The sequence below is a fragment of the Pseudoalteromonas pernae genome, from assembly GCF_039831865.1.
Classification (GTDB): domain Bacteria; phylum Pseudomonadota; class Gammaproteobacteria; order Enterobacterales; family Alteromonadaceae; genus Pseudoalteromonas; species Pseudoalteromonas pernae.
This window is the reverse complement of the sequence record NZ_JBDODM010000007.1, coordinates 187,223-206,745: the sequence shown is the minus strand read 5'-3', so window position 1 is coordinate 206,745 and position 19,523 is coordinate 187,223. Positions and strand designations below refer to the sequence as shown.

Here is a 19,523-nt window from a genome sequence, read left to right as displayed (position 1 = left end):
AGCGATTAGTAACCAACTTTGCTTGGTGATAATAGCGTTCTGGACCCACCTGACCCCATGCCGAACTCAGAAGTGAAACGGAACTGCGCCGATGATAGTGTGGCATTTGCCATGTGAAAGTAGGTCATCACCAGGCTCCTAATTATACGAAGAACCCAGCTTATTGCTGGGTTTTTTCGTTTAAGGTTTTTGATGACCTACGAGAAAGTAGGGAGAAAGCGGAAATAATGAAGTAAAGAGTTTTACTTCATCCGCTTGAACGCTGGCGGCCTCAGGCCGTAAGCCGGGCCATCACCAGGCTAGGCGCCCCCGACTAGGCGCCCCCGACTCCGAATTAAAGAAACCCGTTGCAGCGATGCAGCGGGTTTTTTGCTTTCTAGCGTTTAGCGCATGCCATTATTGATTATTACAAGAGTGAGCTTACCGCATGTGTAGGTCGGTCTTTGCCGCCATGGATGACGGTGTAGAGCAATGCAGGAGTATATTGCCGATAAAGCCGACATGACTGCATGCCAAGCCACATCAATATTATTGCCAAATCTGATTTTCGCCAAAATGAACACATTGCTAGTTTGTTCGCGCTTGTTACGTGTACTATCAAGTTAACGGATAACTGGAAACTTTGATTATTGGGCTGTGTATATGTTTGAACTCTATCATTTATTTGATCTTTTAGGCGTAGCTGTATTCGCAATTTCAGGCACGTTGTTAGCCCATGAGAAAAAGATGGATGGATTCGGTGTAATCGTCTTAGCTGCAGTGACAGCAATTGGTGGCGGTACACTCAGAGATATGATCTTAGATGTGCCTGTCTTCTGGGTTCACGACACTAGTTATTTCATCACAATCCTTATCACCGTATTGATCACTATCATTTGGCTAAATTACACGCAAAGGTTTCCGCATTACCTATTACAGTTAGCCGATGCACTCGGTATCGCCTTCTTCGCAATTATGGGGGCTCAAAAGGCACTAAACATTGATGTTCCAGCTATGACCGCAGTCATTATGGGCGTACTTACAGGTTGTTTTGGTGGGGTCATACGTGATGTATTGGCAAGGGAAGTGCCTATGCTACTGAAAGGGCCTTTGTATGCGGTGGCTTGTTTATTAGGGGCAGGGCTGTATGTACTGCTTATAAGTATGAATGTGTCTTCAGGTGTTGCGATGTGGCTAGGTGGGGGAGTGATCCTTATCGTGAGATTAATCGCCATTAAATGGAACGTGAGCTTATACGTTTTTCGTTATCCCAGCTAGAATAGATGTATGGTAATAGGAACAAAGAGACAAGGATATGTCTTTAGCCACAGTATTCACCCGAGAGCAGATAGGCATTGAGGCTGTTTCAGTTAGCGTCGAAGTGTATTTAGGAGCTGGGTTGCCCAGCTTTAATATTGTCGGTTTGCCTGAGACATCGGTCAAAGAAGCCAAAGACCGAGTGCGCAGTGCTATAGAGAACAGCCACTTCATTTTTCCAAACCAACGAATTGTCGTTAATCTTGCTCCCGCGGATTTCCCTAAAGAGGGTGGCCGTTATGACTTGGCTATTGCAGTTGGCATTCTTATCGCTTCAGAGCAGCTGAAGTTTCCCGATCTTCACGCCATTGAGTTACTAGCTGAGTTAGGGCTTGATGGGCGTTTACGTCCGATAAAGGGAGTCATTCCCAGTGTGCTTGCAGCCAAAAATGAACGGCGACTGGTTTATCTCAGTGAGCTCAATAAACGAGAAGCGCAACTTGTAGAAGGGGCTCAAGTAAAATGCGCGCATTCTTTAGTACAGATATGGCATGACCTCTCAGGGCAACAGAGTTTGGATTTGGTGACGGTTGATGAGCACCACTATGAGCACTCGCATTCGAGCTTACTCGACTTTTCCGATGTGAAAGGGCAACACCTTGCGAAACGGGTGTTAGAAATTGCAGCAGCGGGTGGACATAATGTCCTTTTCAGTGGTCCTCCTGGAACGGGGAAGTCGATGTTAGCGCAGCGATTTTCGACCATATTGCCACCGTTAACTACGGAACAGGCGCTGGAGACCGCGGCTGTTTACTCAGTTTGCGGCAAGCCAATTGACGGCACTCATTGGCGTACTCGTCCCTTTCGCAGTCCACATCATACTTGTTCGGCTGTGGCTCTTGTTGGCGGTTCTTCTAAGCCAAAACCGGGTGAAATATCATTGGCACACAACGGCGTGTTATTTCTTGATGAGCTCCCCGAATTCGAACGAAAGGTCATCGATAGTTTGCGCGAACCTATGGAAACAGGACGAGTCACTATTTCAAGAGCTGCACAGCAAGTCGACTTTCCCGCTCGTTTTCAATTGATAGCCGCATTAAACCCTAGCCCAACAGGTCATCATACCGATAAGCGCGCTACACCTGAGCAAGTGCTTAGGTATTTAGCGCGGATTTCTGGTCCATTTATTGACCGTATCGATCTGCAGATAGAGCTTCCTCGATTGTCGAGCGAGCAACTGATGAGTTCACACAAAGCTGAATCGAGTACGGATATTAGGTTTCGAGTGCAACAGGCTTACCAAGTCCAAATTCAGCGTCAAGGTAAAGTAAATGCGCAATTATTACCCAGTGAAGTTGATATCTATTGTGTACTGGACGACAACAGCAAACACTATCTTTGCGCAGCGAGCGAGAAGTTGTGTCTCTCGCCCCGCTCTCATCAGCGGGTGATCAAGGTAGCGCGTACGATCGCTGATTTATCCCAGTTACCTAATATTACACGCGAATGTATTCAAGAAGCGCTGAGTTATCGTGCCTTTGAGCGCATGGTTGCTACTCTCGGGCATTAGCCATTGCACGCTTATTTACCAGCTGTTAACATTGTTGGATAAGCTTTATGGGAGTATTCAATGAAAAAGTGGATTTTGGCCGCATCACTTATACCACAATTGTGTTTGGCGAACGCCAGCGATGCAATGAGTCTTTATCTTGATCAACAGTATGAAGAAGCCTTTTCGCTTTTCGAACAGACTGCTGAGCTAGGTGATGGCCGCAGCCAATTTAATCTTGCTGTTCAATACTTACGTGGGCAAGGAGTACCTGCCGATCCTGTAAAAGCGTATGCGTACTTTAGCGTTGCTATTGCCAATGAATTTAAGATGGCTGAGCAGGCGCGAAAGTCAGCGGAGCGTCGCCTTAAGGGCTCACAACTCACCCAAGCCAAAGAGCTTGCCGAACAGCTTATCGCGCGTTATGGACCAAGTGGTTCACAGAGTATCGAGTATGAGCTAAGCCGAACGCTGAGCTACAACCCGACTCGAGAAAAAACAGTTAATCCTCCTACGGAATACCCCAGCGCTTTACAAAGTGAAGGTGCGCCAGGTATGGCAAGCTTAGTGTTCGACATCGATAAAAATGGCATTCCCCGCGATTACATGTTGTTGAACTCTTACCCAGCCCCTGAATTTGCCGAAAGTATGTTAGAGAAGTTACAACAAACGCGATTTGTAAGAGCCGAAAAGCCGTTCAAGAATGGCATCATTAGAGGTGTGTTTGCTGGCCTAGAAGACAGTGAAGTTACCCAGCGTTTACATACTCATGCTCAGCAACTACTCAAGTTAGCTAAGCGTGATGATGTTGCCGCTCAAGCTGAACTGGCAACAGTATTACAGTTGCTCGATGATGCGCCACAGCACTTTACCGTGAGTCCCGATATGATGAATATCGTCAGCGTCGCACCGGAAATCAACTTTCAAAGCATCACACAGCCCCAATTTAGTAAACAGGAAACGTTGGAGAGCAACTTCTTTAACTTTGGTTACCTAGTGAACGTTACCGATGAGGGTAAAGTCGAACAATGGCAAGCTTTCGAACATGTAGATATTCCAGAGGAATTGACCAAACATGCTCAGGGGGTGATGAGTAGCTGGCAGCTCAGCGCAAAAGGTGCCAAGTTGAAAGAAGATAATTGGTATTACGCCCATTTCTTTTATAACAACAAGGCGCAGGAGCCACAGTACCTGAATCATAATGTGTCCGCCTACGTGGATTTACAGCCAGTAGTGACAAAAGAGCCTGAGCTGCAATGGCGTTACTGGCAGCATAAAGCTGCTGTAGGTGGCCACAGTGATACCTTGTTCCAATTAGGAGTTAATTGTAATGTCCGTTTGCTCAGCATTGCCGCTAATCAGGCGCACACACGATCGCAATTACAGCTTGGTAAATGTTTACTTGATAGAGCTAATGAGTCTGAAACCTTCACAGAGCAAGCTAAATTCTGGCTTCAAAAAGCTGCCGATGCGGGCAATTTAATTGCGATGAGAAAGTTGGCTGGGTGGTACGTACGCTATTCTGACAATGGCGCCGATCTCAATTATGCAATTGAACTTGCTGAGCAAGTCGTGGATGCTAATGATCACCCAATGGCTTACGCATACTTAGCCGCAGCCCATGCTAAGCTGGGCAATTTTGAAGAGGCAATAAGTTATCAGCAGCAAGCAGTTGAAGAGGCAGACGACCAAGCATTTGATCAACAACCCCTACAACAAACACTGGCCGCATACAAAGATGGTCGTTTAGTGTTTTAACCGAGTGAGAGCATATAGCCTTTACCGCGAACGGTAACAATACGCTTTTGCTCTTTTTCGTCGCCTAGTTTTTTACGTAATCGGCCAATGAGTACATCGACTGTCCGGTCAGTTGGACTCCAATCGGGTTGGCCGATTTCTTCAGAGACCTTTTCTCGTGAGGTTGCCTTCCCTGCGTTCGCAATTAAACAAATAAGTACTTTATGTTCTGCTTCGGTAAGGCGGATTTCTTCTTGGGCAGGGGTTATTAATGTACGGTTATCTGGATGGAGCTTGAAATCTGCATATTCGATGTACTCAGTCGAGTCGTCACTTTGGGCACTGGCACTGTGAATACGCTTATAAACTGCGCGCATTCTAAGTTCTAACTCGAGTAGGTCTACGGGTTTGCAAATATAGTCGTCAGCACCCTGTGCGAGACCAGCAATCCTATCGGACTGAGAATCACGGCTTGATAGCATGATCACGCCGATCTCTGTAAGCGTTGTCAGTTCTTTCGCAAGCATGAGCCCGTCTTTTTGCGGTAAGACGATATCAACAACGGCCAGCTCAATATTGCCATCGGGTGTTGCTTGAGAGGCTTGAACCATAGCTAAGGCATCAGCCCCGGTACTATCAACGCAGAAGCTAAATTCAGTATCAGCAAAGTGGTTTTTAATACGTTTGACGAGTAAATCGTCATCTTCAACAAGTAACACGTTAATCGGCATGCAAGATTTACCTAGAGAAATACTATCTAATAAACTATTAGATTTTACTCAATTCCATGCAATGCAAACCTTTGCATTGCGTTAAAGTGTGCATTTTACGACAAAGAGTTAGATATTTCATTATTGGGTACAAAATATCTGCAATTCTTTTATTCCTGTTCAAGTTGACCGAGAAAGAAATGCTTTCATATTCAAATTATATTTTGTCATTGCTAATAATCTAGCTAAGAAGTGTTTCTTTGTGTTTTTGTTCTAACCAAAGAATCATATCGTCGCGTTTTAAGGCAGGGCAGATTAATGAGCCCTGGGCTTGGATAGCGGGAAACCGTGATTGTAGATACTCTAGTTCCTCATCTCGGCTAACGCCAACGGCGACAAGCTTGAGGTTACGGTCGTTGGCAATATCGTCAAGTGAATGTAAAACAGATTGTGAAAAGTAGTCCTGTTCTATTTCGGTTATTAAAGGTTCACACACTTTAATTTCATCAACGGGCAGGCTGTAGAGCTGTTGTCCCTCGGTAAAACCGCTGCCGTAGTCATCGAGTGATAACTCGAATCCTCTCATTTTCAAGCGATTGATTGTCTCAAGCACGTGTTTGTCGTTCAAAGGTTGGTGTTCGCTAATTTCTATTAGCACATCACTGGGAGTTAAATTATTCAACGACAGGATCAAAGAAAATTTGTCCGGGCAGTTAAGATCTGCCAGTTGAGTCGGGTGCAGATTGATAGCGAGCTTTAAATTCTTGGAATATGCTTTTCTAAAATATATTAAGTCTTTTGACGACTTTTCGATTAATTGAAATGTAAGAAGGTTGAGTAACTCATTAGAGCGCGCTACGCCGACAAAATAGCCGTCATCATTTTGCGTCATGCTCGTTCGAGGCATAATGTATGACATCACTTCTAGGCTATTAACCTTACCGGATGCTATTGTAATTTTAGGTTGGTAAAGCGGGGTCACTCGATTATGACTGATGGCATCTAGTAAAGAGAGTTCCGACACATTAGCAAGTGGATCATCACCGAAAGAGCGCAAGCAGTCCAATTTGTGCAGTAAATGCTGCACATCTTCCATGTGCACTGGCTTAGCTATATTACCGAGTAGATGCACGTTGTGTTGTCGGGCAAGTTGGCTGGCGAGGTTAATGACCTCAGGCTGCATTTCGGAAACAATAACGACAACGCCGGGATATTTAATTCTACCTAACCGGCGGATGAACTCCATGCCATCCATACCTGGCATGCTCAAATCTGTGAGAATGAGGTCATACAGGCAAGGCGATTTCTCAATATCTTGAAATGCTTTTAGAGCATCATCGTAACTAGACACATCTTTAATACCTAGCTGGTTAAACATTGCCTGTAAGACAATAGAAACCGCTGGCGAGTCATCAACAGTGACTACCCTATATTTTGCCGTTACTTTGCCATGCCTTTGGTTACTCATTCTTCCCTCCCTTGTTACTACCTAAAATCTAGATTGGCAGCGAGAAGTATGCAAACTTGTACCTGTAAATAGCTAGTAATTCTTGGGTTTATTAATACTTTATTATTGGTTTTTGGTTGTATCAATAACTGAATGCGGCTAAGACTACGATGATATAGAGCCCGCTAATGAGCAATTGTAGTAAGCAAAAGCCCATGATGTCTTTGGCTTTGAGCCCAGCAATGGCGAGCACAGGTATAGCCCAGAAAGGTTGTATTAAGTTAGTCCATGCATCTCCCCACGCGACCGCCATAGCAACAACCTCAGTAGGTACGCTCAGTGCACTCGCTGCGGGCAATAATAGCGGGGCTTGTACTGCCCATTGACCACCTCCTGAAGGGACGAAGATGTTCACGAGTCCAGCGCTGAGAAAGCTCCATATAGGTAAAGTTTGGGAATTGGATATATCAATAAATAGCCCTGAAATACTTTGAGCTAGACCACTTTGACTCATTAACGCCATTAAACCCGCGTAAAAGGGAAATTGAATGACAATACCGCTACCATTGCTCACGGCACGGGTGAGCTGTGCAATAAAGGTTGCAGCATTGGGTTGTAATAGGAGAGCGAAGAATAAAAATAGAGCGATTATTGAGTTGAGATTGAGTCCTTGTTTGCCCATGTAGAATGAGAAACCCAGATAAGTTAATCCGAGAATGCCGATGATAAGAGTTGGCCATCGCGCTTGTTCAAGGTGGTTACAACTGGTATCTGATTGAGTTGTTTGTGATTCTGTTAACGCATCAGGGTCAATATACACGGCATCATTTTGTTTTGGCAGGAGCCAGTAGTTAACGATAGGGAGTAAAACCGCAAGGCCAACGACCAGCGTTAAATTCATGGCAGAGAAAAGCGTCATGGAGGTATCGATAATACCTATTTGATCTTCGGCAAAGTGACCTTCTGTGGCAATAGTCAGTGGAATTGAACCAGATAAGCCCCCATGCCAGATAATAAAGCCAGAATAGGCACTGGCTACCAGCACCCGATAGTCTACCCGACAATGACGGGCAACCGCTTTAGCAAATAGGGCGCCAACTACTAGACCAAACCCCCAATTTATCCAACTAGATAATAATGCAACGAGCGTGGTGACAATAATTGCTTTACCTGGGGTATTTAATCGCTGAGCTAGAATATTGAGCATGCGTGATACTAGAGGCGTCGTTGCCAATAAATAGCCGCACACCAAAACTAGCAACATTTGCATCGCAAAGGTGAATAAATTACTTAGGCCGCCTCCCCACATAGCGATCAGTGCAATGGGTGAATGTTCGGTGCTGATGCCCGCAAGAATAAAACTCAACAATGTAAGTATAAATACGATGACCAACGGATCCGGCAGGTATCTATCAGTCAGTTGAGCGATGGGTTTAGAGATTTTTGCGAGCATATAGAGTAACTATTTATTATTAACTATTATTTTCTTAACACAGATAAGGTAAGGTTAAAAACACCAATCTTTAGCATGATAGGCTAAAGTTAACGGAATTACAAAATAGGTTAAAACTTAACTTGTTGAAAATTAATGATAAAAAGTTGGCCTAGTTATTGTAGATATTGAATTAAGATACAAAAATAAATGACTAACGAGGGTTATATGTCAGGACAAGGCTCTGGCGGTAATGTTATCGCCGCATTATGTAATGTATTTTTCCCAGGACTGGGGCAATTAGTACAAGGGCGTATTCTTGCAGCCTTACTATTTGCTATTTTCTTCTTCGGCGGCGCTGCACTTTGGTGGTTAGTCGTACCGGGGATTATTGCAGCTATCACTTATGTTTGGGCAATTATCGATGCCGCCAAATATCGTTCCTACGATTGATTCGAATAATGAAAAAGCGTGCTATTAAGCACGCTTTTTTTATACCCAATTCAGCCATAAAACGTAGCTAAATGCACTGAGCACTGTACTGAGCACCACACTGCTGGCGAGAATATCGTTATGGGTATTCAATTCTTTTGCCACCAAATAAGCGTTTACTCCTAGCGGCGCAGAGCTTATCAGCACAAGCAGTAAAGTTTGCTCTGTTGGTAAAATAAATAGATAGGTGGCACAGAGCCAAACAGCGGCTGGGAGCAGCAAGATTTTTACTAGGCTGAGAATCAGCGCAAGCTTTAAACCCGATTTAATACGGTAGTGATGTAAATTCGCCCCGAGCACAAACAGTGCGCCGGCTATGGCTGGATCTCCAAGCAGTGATAGACCTTGCTCAATAGGTGCAAATAATTTGAGTCCCGCCACATTTGCTAATACGCCGAGGCTGATAGGCAATATAACCGGATTGATGATTAACTGGCGCGCGGTTGTACGCCAATTTAAGTTCTGTGATTTGCCACAAAATGCATAAGTCAGCAAAAATAGCAGGGCACTGTGAAAGGTAATGATGACAAATACGGTTGCGGCAACTTCCTTACCAAGCGCCTGAATTGCGATAGGCAGGCCGATGAGCACAGTATTTGAATAGCTCGCACCCAAAGCAAGCACGGCGCTTTTTGCCCATTGCTTATTTATTAGTCTAAACACCAATAACACACTTAGATAAACACTAAGAACGGGCAGATAAAAGCTCGCAAGCAACCCCAGACTCACCACTTCTGTTAGTTCAGCGCCTTGCATATTGAGGAATAAAAAGGCGGGAATGCACACATAAAAAATGAATCGACTCACCCCAGCCAAATTATCTTGATTCAGAAATTTTAAGCGTGCGCAGCCAAAGCCAATCAAGACAATGAAGATTAGAGGAAAGATGAGCGTGAGTGTGCCTAACATAACTTATGTGCGAAAGAGTAATTACCCGTATTCTAACATTGCCCACTAGGTCGATGGTAAGCCTTATAGTGAGATTTCAACGTTAGGCATATACTGGTATGATGCGCGGCCAGAATTACAGGTGTAGGCACGATGGAATATCAAATTTATTCGGACCCAATGTGGGGCAAGCGTATTAAACTTACTGACGAGCACAAGTTGATTGCGCGCTGGTTTAATGACGAACTGTATGAGAATGATGATCTCATGAAGCGCTTTGTGCATGCCCTTGATGAGGACGTTGAGCAAGTGCTTCAAGGTAAAGAGATGCGGATTTTACTCACCCACGGCGAAGCGATATTTGAAAGCCATGGTTTGTACCATGACAGTGACGACCTTGGCGATTATGCTGAAGATGACTTGTCTCTGGATGAATCCGAATTAGCTGCAGCCTGTGGGGTCGAAGACTTAAAAGCCTTACTTGAGTCTTGGATGGCCTTTCGTTAAGCCATCTCTGTCGCTGAACTAAGTTTGGCAATGCGTTCGCTCATGCCGATAATTAACTGATCTTTAATTTTTTCTCTTACTACCACGGGTAACTTTAACAGCGCACTGGGCTCTATAGCCAGCAAGATAGAGTCGGTCGCGGCTCTGGCGTTAATGCTGCGTTCTCGATGGCTAATAAACGCACCTTCACCAACAAACTCCCCCGGGTAGATATGTCCTAAATGCTTTTTATCATGTTGTCTGAATACCGTGAGTTCACCACTTAAAATAATGTACAAGTGATGACTTTGTTCAAACTGTTTAAAGACGTAGTGGCCTTGCTTAATCGCATATAAAGATGAAAAGGATTCGAGCAGCATCTGTCTTTCTGCAAGTTCAAAATGCTGAAAAAAGGGCACGCGATTGAGAATTTCCATGCGTTTAAACAGGGCGATGTTTTCCAGTAATCTCATCAAGGTCAGTACACTCGCAATGATATTTTGAACAGTTGAACCGTTAGGTTATACCGGATGGTAATAGAGCAGGGGAAAAATTACTACTGCTCGAAGATGACAGCAGCGAGCGGCTATGACTACATAACCAAAAGTAATTGATTGAATTTCAAAATAAAGCCCCTAAACAGGGGCTATTAAGTATGCGCTTTATGATGTCGTGATATTGCGCTCTTTGAGCTTACGAGTGAGTGTGTTTCGACCCCAACCGATACGCAGAGCCGCTTCTTGCTTGTGGCCCCCGCAACTCGCTAAAGCCGATTTAATCAAACGCGTTTCCAACTGCGCTTGAATATCAGGCCACACGTTGTCTTTGCCCTGTTTAAATTCATTGTTCAGCCACTGTTGAAATAAATCCAGCCAATCAGCATCGACATCTTGCGGATGTGCGGCAATGATCTCTGGTGGCAGGTCTTCTGCGGCAATATATTCACCAGGAGCCATTACGGTAAGCCAGCGGCAAGTGTTTTCTAATTGACGAACGTTGCCGGGCCAATTGAATAACTTCATTTGATCGCATGCTTGCGGGCTGAGGATCTTGGTGTCTATCTTCAGTTCCTGAGCACTTTTATTTAAGAAGTATTCGGCAAGTTGCTCAATATCTTCTGGGCGCTCACGAAGTGGTGGTAGCTTAAGTCTGACCACATTTAGACGGTGGAATAAATCTTCGCGGAATTTTCCTTGCTGCGCTAGGAGCTCCAAATCTTGGTGTGTTGCCGCAATAATACGCACATCTACCTTAATGCTTTGATGACCACCTACACGATAAAACTCACCATCCGCTAAAACACGCAATAGACGAGTTTGCACATCTAAAGGCATATCACCAATTTCATCAAGAAATAGAGTACCGCCATTGGCTTGCTCGAAGCGACCTTTGCGTACGCTGTCTGCACCTGTAAATGCGCCTTTTTCGTGGCCAAAAAGCTCAGACTCGACTAAATCTTTTGGAATAGCGGCCATATTGAGGGCGATAAAAGGATTGTCTTTGCGTGGGCTGTGTTGGTGCAGTGCGCTGGCAACAAGCTCTTTACCCGTGCCCGACTCACCATTTATCAAAACACTCATACTCGAAGCGCTCAGCTTACCAATGGCACGAAACACTTCTTGCATTGCTGGTGCTTCACCGATGATCACTGAACGTTTCTGTTCGCTTGCTGTTTTCTTCGTTTTCTTTTGTGAGTGCGCTCTTACAGCTCGGTCAACAACGCCAACGGCCTCTTCCAAATCAAATGGTTTGGCGAGGTACTCGAACGCGCCTTTTTGGAAAGCTTGAACGGCCGAGTCCAGATCTGAGTGTGCAGTCATGATGATGACGGGCAAGCTCGGATTTTCTTCGCTGATTTGCTCCAGTAGCGCCATACCATCCATACCCGGCATACGCACATCAGATAGCAATACCGCCGGCTGAGAGTAGGTGAGTGCGCTGAGTACGTCCTGAGCATTATCAAAACTCTCAACGTGATAGCCACCGCGCGTCAGTGCCTTTTGCAGTACAAAACGAATGGATGCATCATCGTCTACCAACCAAACAGATTTCATCGTATACCTCTTAGCCTCTTACAAAGGCAAGTATAATGTAAACTCAGTATGGCCCGGCCAGCTATCGCATTCGATAAAGCCTTGATGCTGATCTATCAGGGTTTGTGCGATCGACAACCCCAAACCACTGCCACCTTCTTTATTAGTGACCATAGGATAAAACAGCGTTTCTCTTACTTCGGGAGCGATACCCGGACCATTATCACAAATTTTAATCTGCAGGGCTTTTTTAAGCGTGGTGTCATAGCGACGCACGTGATACCGCACGCGCGTCGTCACTTTAATTTCCCCCCCCTCACTGAGCGCTTGCATGGCATTGCGCACAATATTGAGGAGGACTTGCTGAATTTTATCGCCATCAACCACGACATCCGGAATACTGGGATCGTAATCTTTGATAAGCGTAATTTCTTTGTTGTTATCCAGCACGCAAAGCTTCAGTACATTCTCTAGCGTTTGATGAATATTGGTCGCTTGTTTATGTAGGCGTTGGTTTGGCCCCAGTAGCCTGTCTACAAGCTGCCTCAATCGGTCTGCTTCATGAATGATTAGCTGTGCACACTCATCGCGCTCCTGCTGATCAACTTCATACTGCAATAATTGCGCCGCTCCGCGAATTCCGCCCAATGGGTTTTTGATTTCATGAGCCAAGTTGCGAATAAGGGTACGAGCTGCTTGATGCTGGTGCATTTGGTTTGAGGCCTGATCGAGTCGAATCTCTTCGTCGGTTTGGCGAATTTCAAACAACAAATATGCGTCGTTCTGATAATTAATTCTGCGGCTATTGAGCGCTAGGTTAGCATGGCGAGTATCCACGAAAACCACGTCAGCCCTATGCTGGTGGCAATCTACACCTTGCTTGAGAGTGTAATTGGCAATGCGTTCCAGCTCAATCGAGTGATAATTAAACAGGGATTCAAACGGTTGGCCAATAATGCGTTTTAAGCCTTGGCCAAGTAGTTCGGTGCAGCTGGTATTGGCATAAACCAGATTAAAATCTTTGTCCAAAATTAGGATAGCAGTATGCAGGTTTTCCCACATCTGTTGATGGAAATCGAAGTGGAGTTTCATTTTAAGTCATCAATTGCACCATGTTGGTGCGTATATGTTATCAGGTTATCACGATACTGCTGAGATATTTATTTGTTAGCGTTTAGGGTCCAGTAATCATGGTGCGACGGTGTAAGAAAAAGACCACGGGATCAGAGCTTGCCAATACCTTGCCTTCAGAGTCGAGCAGTTTTAACACAATGTTGTGTTCCCCTCGATCAACGTCACGCATCACAAATAACAGTGACTTTTGTGGTTTCTCATAGGCCTTACCATCAAGAAACAGTTGCACTTGATGGCCTTGCAAAAAACGCGGTTTGATCATGCCGGACACATGCACTGAGCCGGTATTATCGCGGATGGTTTCTTCTTGCGCAGGAGAACTGATTGAGATAGAAAATTTAACCTTCTCTAAATCATTGGTTGGTTCGTTGAAGATGCTGGTGTCAGTGGAAGGCATGTTCATCACAGGTTTGTTCAGCGTAACCTTTTCCGCGCCTTTGCGAGGCGTATCGGAAAACACCAAATTGCCGTTCTCATCCTTGTAGACATAGATGTTTTTATTGGGCTCTGCGGATACGGGTGTTGTCATAATCAACGCCAATAACACGCTTAAAATCATCACCTTTACGTTCACATGCATTCCTAATTTAGTTTGTTATTCTTATAGTTAGCCGTAATTGAAGTGCTTGAGCACCCATTAGTAACTGTAGTTCATTTACAACTTTTTTACCATAAAAAAAGCCTGCAGAGCAGGCTTTGAGAACACACATGATATAACTAAAAATTAGTTATCAGGTTATACGCTGTAGTACATTTCGAACTCAACTGGGTGAGTTGTCATGTTAAGTTTTTCAACTTCTTTAGACTTCAGCGCGATATAAGCGTCGATTAGGTCGTTTGTGAATACGCCGCCTTGGATTAGGAACTCACGGTCTGCGTCTAGTGATGCAAGTGCTTCATCTAGTGAAGATGCAACTGTTGGGATTTCAGCCGCTTCTTCTGCAGGTAGGTCGTATAGGTCTTTGTCCATTGCATCGCCAGGGTGGATCTTGTTCTTGATACCGTCAAGACCAGCCATAAGCATTGCAGAGAATGCTAGGTATGGGTTAGCTGTTGGGTCAGGGAAGCGCACTTCGATACGACGTGCTTTCTCTGAAGGAACAACTGGAATACGGATAGATGCTGAACGGTTACGTGCTGAGTAAGCAAGCATTACCGGAGCTTCGAAGCCAGGTACTAGACGCTTATAAGAGTTAGTAGACGCGTTCGCGAATGCGTTGATTGCTTTAGCGTGCTTGATGATACCACCGATGTAGTAAAGCGCTTCTTCAGAAAGGCCGCCGTACTTGTCACCTGCGAAAAGGTTTTTACCGTCTTTCGCTAGAGACTGGTGACAGTGCATACCAGAACCGTTATCACCAACGATAGGCTTAGGCATGAACGTAGCTGTTTTGCCGTATGCGTGCGCCATGTTGTGGATAACGTACTTCATTTCTTGAATTTCGTCTGCTTTCAATACCATAGTGTTGAAGCGAGTCGCGATTTCGTTCTGACCAGCAGTTGCTACTTCGTGGTGGTGAGCTTCAACAACTTGACCCATTTCTTCTAGAACTAGGCAAGTCGCGCTACGCCAATCTTGTGATGAATCAACTGGAGCTACTGGGAAGTAACCGCCTTTAACGCCTGGGCGGTGACCTGTGTTACCACCTTCGTAATCTTTGTCAGAGTTCCAACATGCTTCTTCAGCATCAATTTTGTACATTGAACCAGACATGTCTGATTTGTACTTCACGTCGTCGAATAGGAAGAATTCTGGTTCTGGACCGAATAATACGGTGTCAGCGATGCCAGTAGAGCGCATGTACTCTTCAGCGCGTTTAGCTACAGAACGTGGGTCACGCTCGTAACCTTGTAAAGTTGAAGGCTCAACTACGTCACAACGAACGATAAGTGTTGTTTCTTCTGCGAATGGGTCAAGTTTAGCGCTTTCAGCATCTGGCATTAGCACCATGTCTGATTCGTTAATGCCTTTCCAACCTGCAATAGAAGAACCATCGAACATTTTGCCGTCTTCGAAGAAGTCTTCATCAGCTTGATGATGAGGGATAGAAACGTGCTGCTCTTTACCTTTTGTGTCAGTAAAGCGTAAATCTACGAATTTAACGTCATGTTCTTTAATGAAATCTAAAACCGATTGTGACATGTGTCCTCCGAATGTGGAATTTTTATGTGTGCTGCATGTTACTGCAATTGTGCACTGGTAAGCTTAAATCGTGCCAGTTTTGTAACGCGCTATTTATAAAGGTTTTTTTAAAAAACGAATTTCATGAAATATGCGTTTTGCACCTAATTGGTGCGCACATGCTACATTCTAGTGCATCCGTGTGAAATTGCTATTAAGGCGAGTTGTGATCAGATTTTGCCTTTTTATAAAAAATATACACAATGATTATTGGTTGTTTTTTAATCGTTTAATGCGATTTGCGCCATTATCACATCACAGTCACAGAAAAATAATGTTGGATAAACTTTCATCTAGTGACTTTATAAGGGATAATACGCGCCCTTTTAAACCCAACGCAGGTAGTTGTTTGCCGGGCGTGGATCCTCTAGGAACAATGAGGCTTGCCTCTTAAGTAGATATATGAGCATCGAAAAGTTAAGAAATATCGCGATCATCGCGCACGTTGACCATGGTAAAACGACTCTGGTTGATAAATTGCTTGAGCAATCGGGCACACTGCAAACTCGCGGTGGTAACGAAGAGCGAGTGATGGATTCCAACGACATTGAAAAAGAGCGTGGAATTACCATCTTAGCTAAAAATACGGCAATCAACTGGAACGATTACCACATCAACATCGTAGATACTCCAGGACACGCTGACTTCGGTGGTGAAGTGGAACGTGTTCTTTCGATGGCTGATTCAGTGCTTCTTCTTGTAGATGCTCAAGAAGGTCCAATGCCACAAACGCGTTTCGTTACGCAAAAGGCATTCGCACAGGGTTTGAAACCAATCGTTGTTATTAACAAAATCGACAAGCCTGGTGCTCGTCCTGATTGGGTTATGGACCAAGTATTCGACCTATTCGATAACTTAGGTGCAACTGACGAACAGTTAGACTTTAAAGTAATCTATGCGTCAGCTATCAACGGTTGGGCAACACTAGATTTAGATGAGCCTTCAGACAACATGGAACCTATGTTCCAAGCGATCGTTAACGAAGTTGAAGCGCCAGATGCTGATCCTGAAGGTGCATTGCAGATGCAGATCTCTCAGCTTGATTACAACTCATACGTAGGTGTAATCGGTGTTGGTCGTATTAAGCGCGGTACGGTTAAAGTAAACCAACAAGTTACAGTGATTAGTGCTGATGGCACTAAGCGTAACGGTAAAGTTGGCCAAGTACTTACTTACCTAGGCCTAGACCGTCACGAAGCACAAGAAGCAACTGCGGGCGATATCATCGCAATCACAGGTCTTGGTGAGCTGAAAATCTCTGACACTATCTGTGACGTAAACAATGTTGAAGCGCTTCCGGCGTTAAGCGTTGACGAGCCAACAGTAACCATGACGTTCTCAGTAAATACATCACCGTTTGCTGGACAAGAAGGTAAATACGTGACTTCACGTAATATCCGCGAGCGTCTTGATGCTGAACTTGTTCACAACGTAGCACTACGTGTAGAAGACACAGACAACCCAGATAGCTTCCGTGTATCAGGTCGTGGTGAACTTCACTTAGGCGTATTGATCGAAAATATGCGTCGTGAAGGTTATGAGCTTGCAGTTTCACGTCCTGAAGTAATCCTTCGTGAAGTGGATGGTGTTCTTGAAGAACCGTATGAAACAGTAACAATCGACTGTGAAGAAGAGCACCAAGGCTCAATCATGGAACAACTTGGTCTGCGCAAAGCGGAAATGACCGATATGTCTCCAGATGGCAAAGGCCGTATCCGTATGGACTTCATGGTTCCTAGCCGTGGTCTAATCGGTTTCCAAACTGACTTCATGACGTTGACGTCTGGTTCAGGTCTGATGTATCACACATTCGATCACTACGGCCCTCACAAAGGCGGTAAAATTGGTCAACGTAAAAACGGTGTGTTGATTGCTAACGCGCAAGGTAAAGCGTTAACTAACGCACTATTCAACCTACAAGAGCGCGGTAAACTATTTATCGGTCATGGTGTTGAAGTGTATGAAGGTATGGTTATCGGTATTCACAGCCGTGACAATGACCTAACTGTAAACGCCCTAAAAGGTAAGCAGTTAACGAACGTTCGTGCATCAGGTACTGATGAAGCACAAACACTTGTGCCACCTATCAAGATGACGCTAGAGCAAGCGCTTGAGTTCATCGATGATGACGAATTAGTAGAAGTAACGCCTGAAAGCATTCGTATTCGTAAGCGTTTCCTAACGGAAAACGAACGTAAGCGTGCTTCACGCGAAAGCAAAAAAAGCTAATTACAGCTCATGATGAAAAGCCCGCACATTGTTGCGGGCTTTTTTGTTTCAGAACAAAGAATGTCCGAATTAATCAAGCACAAGACCTTTCCGCAAAAGGAGTAGTGGCGTACCCTAAATGGGTATGCAAAGGAGGTGCTTATGTTGCGTATTGGCTTTTTTATATATGAAGGTTTCAAAGCCACGGATCTCTCTGCGCCTATGGATAGTTTTGCTGAAGCGAATGTGCAAGCCAAAAAGCGAGGGCTCCCGCTTCCTTACGAACTGCATTTATTTGCTCCAGAACAAGCTGCTATTGCTGCGACCAATGGCTTGATTGTGCAAGTCAGAAATGATTTATCGCAGCCACCTGAACTGGATACGCTGATTGTGGTAGGTGGTTCGGGGGCGCAACGAGTGAGTGAATTAAGTAATGTGAATCACTGGTTAGCACAGGTGCAGCCAAAGTTGCGTCGTCTCGTCTCGATAGGGGCTGGGTGTCTAATATTGTCAGCATCGGGTGTGTTAAATGGCAAAACGGTCACCACGCACTGGCAAACAGCTCAATATCTGCAAAAAGTGAATACGCAGGTGAATATTGATACCTCTCGCAACCTTATCCAAGATGGCAATGTGTATTCAGCTGCAGGCATGACCGCGAGCGTTGACCTCGCGCTGACTTTACTTGAGCAAGATCTAGGTGGGGATTTTGCACACAGTGTGGCGCAACAAGCACTCATTTTTAACACGTGTCTAAATGACATGAAGGTCATGGGAAGCAGCACAACTGCCTTGCAAAAAGGCAGTGAACGCTTCTTGAAGTTAAGTGACTTTCTACTTAACAATCTACATAAACCCATCAACATTGATACCATGGCATCGAGTATCAACGTTAGTCCTCGTCATTTTCGCCGCTTATTCAAACAACAGTTTGCAGTCGCGCCCATGGTGTATGTGGAGCAACTTAGAATCAACAAAGCGAAGGCATTGTTAACCAGCACAGACTTTGCTATCTCGTTAGTTGCTCAGCAATGTGGTTATGCGAGCCATGAAGTGTTTAGCCGTCGATTTAAATCACATATGGGAGTGTCGCCCAGTGAGTTTAGAGCACAGTTTTAAAGTTGGTGTGAGAAAAACTATACAAGAAAATTTCAGCTACCCATTGATATTCCTAATTATTCTCTGCTATTCATGTTTATATTCTTCAAGAAATTCTTAAGACTTGAGCTGACTATAAACATGGAGTGTCACAATGAGTTTAGGTAATGCTATTAAAAATTTGCGTCAGAAGTATCAGTTAAGTCAGCCTGAATTAGCAGTAAGAGCAGGTATTGAGCAAAGTTATTTATCCAAAATTGAGAATGATAAATCGATGCCCTCGGAAGATATCTTTGAGCGCTTACTGAGCGCGTTAGATTTAACTGTTGAGCAGTTTATGGAGTCTGTTGGCCATCACATTGATTCATCACAGCTGTTACAAATTACTCAAACGAAAAGGTATGTAGGGCAGCAACATCGTTTGGTGCAACAACGTCAAAATCGCATGCAGATATTCGCTATTGTGCTTATTGCATTTGGGTGTGCGCTTTTTTACTGTGCTCACAAGACCTTGTTATTTCCTGAGCGGCAATATGTTTATGAATCAGAAGGTGTAATCAAAGACTCAGAGCCAGACACTTTCTTTTCAAATTGGCGGCAAATGATCACAAATGCAAGTAATGCTGAAAAGTTTGACGATCTGGTCGCCACAATCCATCAGCGCACAAAAAAAGAGTATATCTACAGCTATGAAATGTTGGGTGTACAGTTCACGCAACATGAGGAAGGCGGGCGACGGATATATGTATACAACACAAATATCGAACACCCTAGGGTGATCAATGGCGTGCTTACTTTTGTCGCAATATTCACACTTGTCATAGGCAGTTTGTTGCTTGTGAGAAATTTTCCTTGGCTGCGTTCTAGAAATAAGCTTATTAACTAACATCG

17 protein-coding genes and 1 rRNA gene are annotated in these 19,523 nt (G+C 44.5%); 9 read left to right on the top strand and 9 right to left on the bottom strand.

From position 1 onward, the window contains the following. Nucleotides 1-21: 21 nt before the first annotated feature. The 4 genes from rrf (at nucleotide 22) to V1358_RS15995 (ending at nucleotide 4,543) form a co-directional block, all read left to right on the top strand. Nucleotides 22-136, top strand: a 5S ribosomal RNA gene (rrf, locus tag V1358_RS16010). Between the two features lie 506 nt (nucleotides 137-642). Next, complete coding sequence (locus V1358_RS16005; RefSeq protein WP_347390109.1) at nucleotides 643-1,257, top strand: trimeric intracellular cation channel family protein; 615 nt, start codon at nucleotides 643-645, stop codon at nucleotides 1,255-1,257. A gap of 37 nt (nucleotides 1,258-1,294) precedes the next feature. Further along, complete coding sequence (locus tag V1358_RS16000; protein ID WP_347390110.1) at nucleotides 1,295-2,806, top strand: YifB family Mg chelatase-like AAA ATPase; 1,512 nt, start codon at nucleotides 1,295-1,297, stop codon at nucleotides 2,804-2,806. 60 nt (nucleotides 2,807-2,866) lie between these two features. Then, nucleotides 2,867-4,543, top strand: a complete 1,677-nt coding sequence (locus V1358_RS15995) for a hypothetical protein (protein WP_347394188.1) — start codon at nucleotides 2,867-2,869, stop codon at nucleotides 4,541-4,543. Here the strand turns inward: V1358_RS15995 and V1358_RS15990 are convergent. The 3 genes from V1358_RS15990 to V1358_RS15980 form a co-directional block, all read right to left on the bottom strand. Next, the gene (locus V1358_RS15990; protein WP_347394187.1) at nucleotides 4,540-5,253 is read right to left on the bottom strand and encodes a response regulator transcription factor; all 714 of its coding nucleotides are present in this window, start codon (nucleotides 5,251-5,253) and stop codon (nucleotides 4,540-4,542) included. The genes V1358_RS15995 and V1358_RS15990 overlap by 4 nt on opposite strands. A 220-nt stretch (nucleotides 5,254-5,473) precedes the next feature. Then, nucleotides 5,474-6,700 carry an EAL domain-containing response regulator gene (locus tag V1358_RS15985; RefSeq protein WP_347394186.1) on the bottom strand — a complete coding sequence of 409 codons (1,227 nt, stop codon included), beginning with the start codon at nucleotides 6,698-6,700 and terminating at the stop codon, nucleotides 5,474-5,476. A gap of 121 nt (nucleotides 6,701-6,821) precedes the next feature. Continuing rightward, on the bottom strand, nucleotides 6,822-8,132 hold the full coding sequence (locus V1358_RS15980) for a short-chain fatty acid transporter (RefSeq protein ID WP_347394185.1): 1,311 nt from the start codon (nucleotides 8,130-8,132) through the stop codon (nucleotides 6,822-6,824). Between the two features lie 207 nt (nucleotides 8,133-8,339). Between V1358_RS15980 and V1358_RS15975 the strand changes: the two genes are divergently transcribed. Then, nucleotides 8,340-8,564 (top strand): hypothetical protein, encoded by a 225-nt coding sequence (locus V1358_RS15975; RefSeq protein ID WP_347390115.1) that lies wholly within the window; start codon nucleotides 8,340-8,342, stop codon nucleotides 8,562-8,564. Between the two features lie 39 nt (nucleotides 8,565-8,603). Here the strand turns inward: V1358_RS15975 and V1358_RS15970 are convergent, their stop codons facing one another. Further along, nucleotides 8,604-9,512, bottom strand: a complete 909-nt coding sequence (locus tag V1358_RS15970; RefSeq protein WP_347394184.1) for an AEC family transporter — start codon at nucleotides 9,510-9,512, stop codon at nucleotides 8,604-8,606. A 132-nt stretch (nucleotides 9,513-9,644) separates the two neighbouring features. On the opposite strand from V1358_RS15970, the gene V1358_RS15965 reads away from it, so the two are divergent. Next, on the top strand, nucleotides 9,645-9,998 hold the full coding sequence (locus V1358_RS15965) for a YacL family protein (protein ID WP_347394183.1): 354 nt from the start codon (nucleotides 9,645-9,647) through the stop codon (nucleotides 9,996-9,998). Here V1358_RS15965 and V1358_RS15960 read toward each other — a convergent pair. The 5 genes from V1358_RS15960 to glnA form a co-directional block, all read right to left on the bottom strand. After that, on the bottom strand, nucleotides 9,995-10,450 hold the full coding sequence (locus V1358_RS15960) for a cyclic nucleotide-binding domain-containing protein (RefSeq protein ID WP_347394182.1): 456 nt from the start codon (nucleotides 10,448-10,450) through the stop codon (nucleotides 9,995-9,997). The two genes, V1358_RS15965 and V1358_RS15960, sit on opposite strands and share 4 nt — an antisense overlap. Before the next feature lie 189 nt (nucleotides 10,451-10,639). Next, entirely contained in the window at nucleotides 10,640-12,031 is a 1,392-nt protein-coding gene (gene ntrC, locus V1358_RS15955) for a nitrogen regulation protein NR(I) (RefSeq protein WP_347394181.1), read from the bottom strand. Nucleotides 12,032-12,049: 18 nt separating this feature from the next. Then, on the bottom strand, nucleotides 12,050-13,102 hold the full coding sequence (gene glnL / locus V1358_RS15950; protein WP_347390120.1) for a nitrogen regulation protein NR(II): 1,053 nt from the start codon (nucleotides 13,100-13,102) through the stop codon (nucleotides 12,050-12,052). Nucleotides 13,103-13,184: 82 nt separating this feature from the next. After that, nucleotides 13,185-13,718, bottom strand: a complete 534-nt coding sequence (locus V1358_RS15945) for a DUF4124 domain-containing protein (protein ID WP_347394180.1) — start codon at nucleotides 13,716-13,718, stop codon at nucleotides 13,185-13,187. Between the two features lie 162 nt (nucleotides 13,719-13,880). After that, nucleotides 13,881-15,287 carry a glutamate--ammonia ligase gene (gene glnA, locus V1358_RS15940; RefSeq protein WP_347390122.1) on the bottom strand — a complete coding sequence of 469 codons (1,407 nt, stop codon included), beginning with the start codon at nucleotides 15,285-15,287 and terminating at the stop codon, nucleotides 13,881-13,883. 441 nt (nucleotides 15,288-15,728) lie between these two features. Here glnA and typA point away from each other — a divergent pair, with 441 nt between their 5' ends. From typA to V1358_RS15925, 3 genes are all read left to right on the top strand, one after another. After that, entirely contained in the window at nucleotides 15,729-17,555 is a 1,827-nt protein-coding gene (gene typA, locus V1358_RS15935; RefSeq protein ID WP_347390123.1) for a translational GTPase TypA, read from the top strand. A 141-nt stretch (nucleotides 17,556-17,696) separates the two neighbouring features. Further along, nucleotides 17,697-18,653 (top strand): GlxA family transcriptional regulator, encoded by a 957-nt coding sequence (locus V1358_RS15930; RefSeq protein WP_347394179.1) that lies wholly within the window; start codon nucleotides 17,697-17,699, stop codon nucleotides 18,651-18,653. A 133-nt stretch (nucleotides 18,654-18,786) separates the two neighbouring features. Continuing rightward, on the top strand, nucleotides 18,787-19,518 hold the full coding sequence (locus tag V1358_RS15925) for a helix-turn-helix domain-containing protein (RefSeq protein WP_347394178.1): 732 nt from the start codon (nucleotides 18,787-18,789) through the stop codon (nucleotides 19,516-19,518). Nucleotides 19,519-19,523 lie beyond the last annotated feature (5 nt).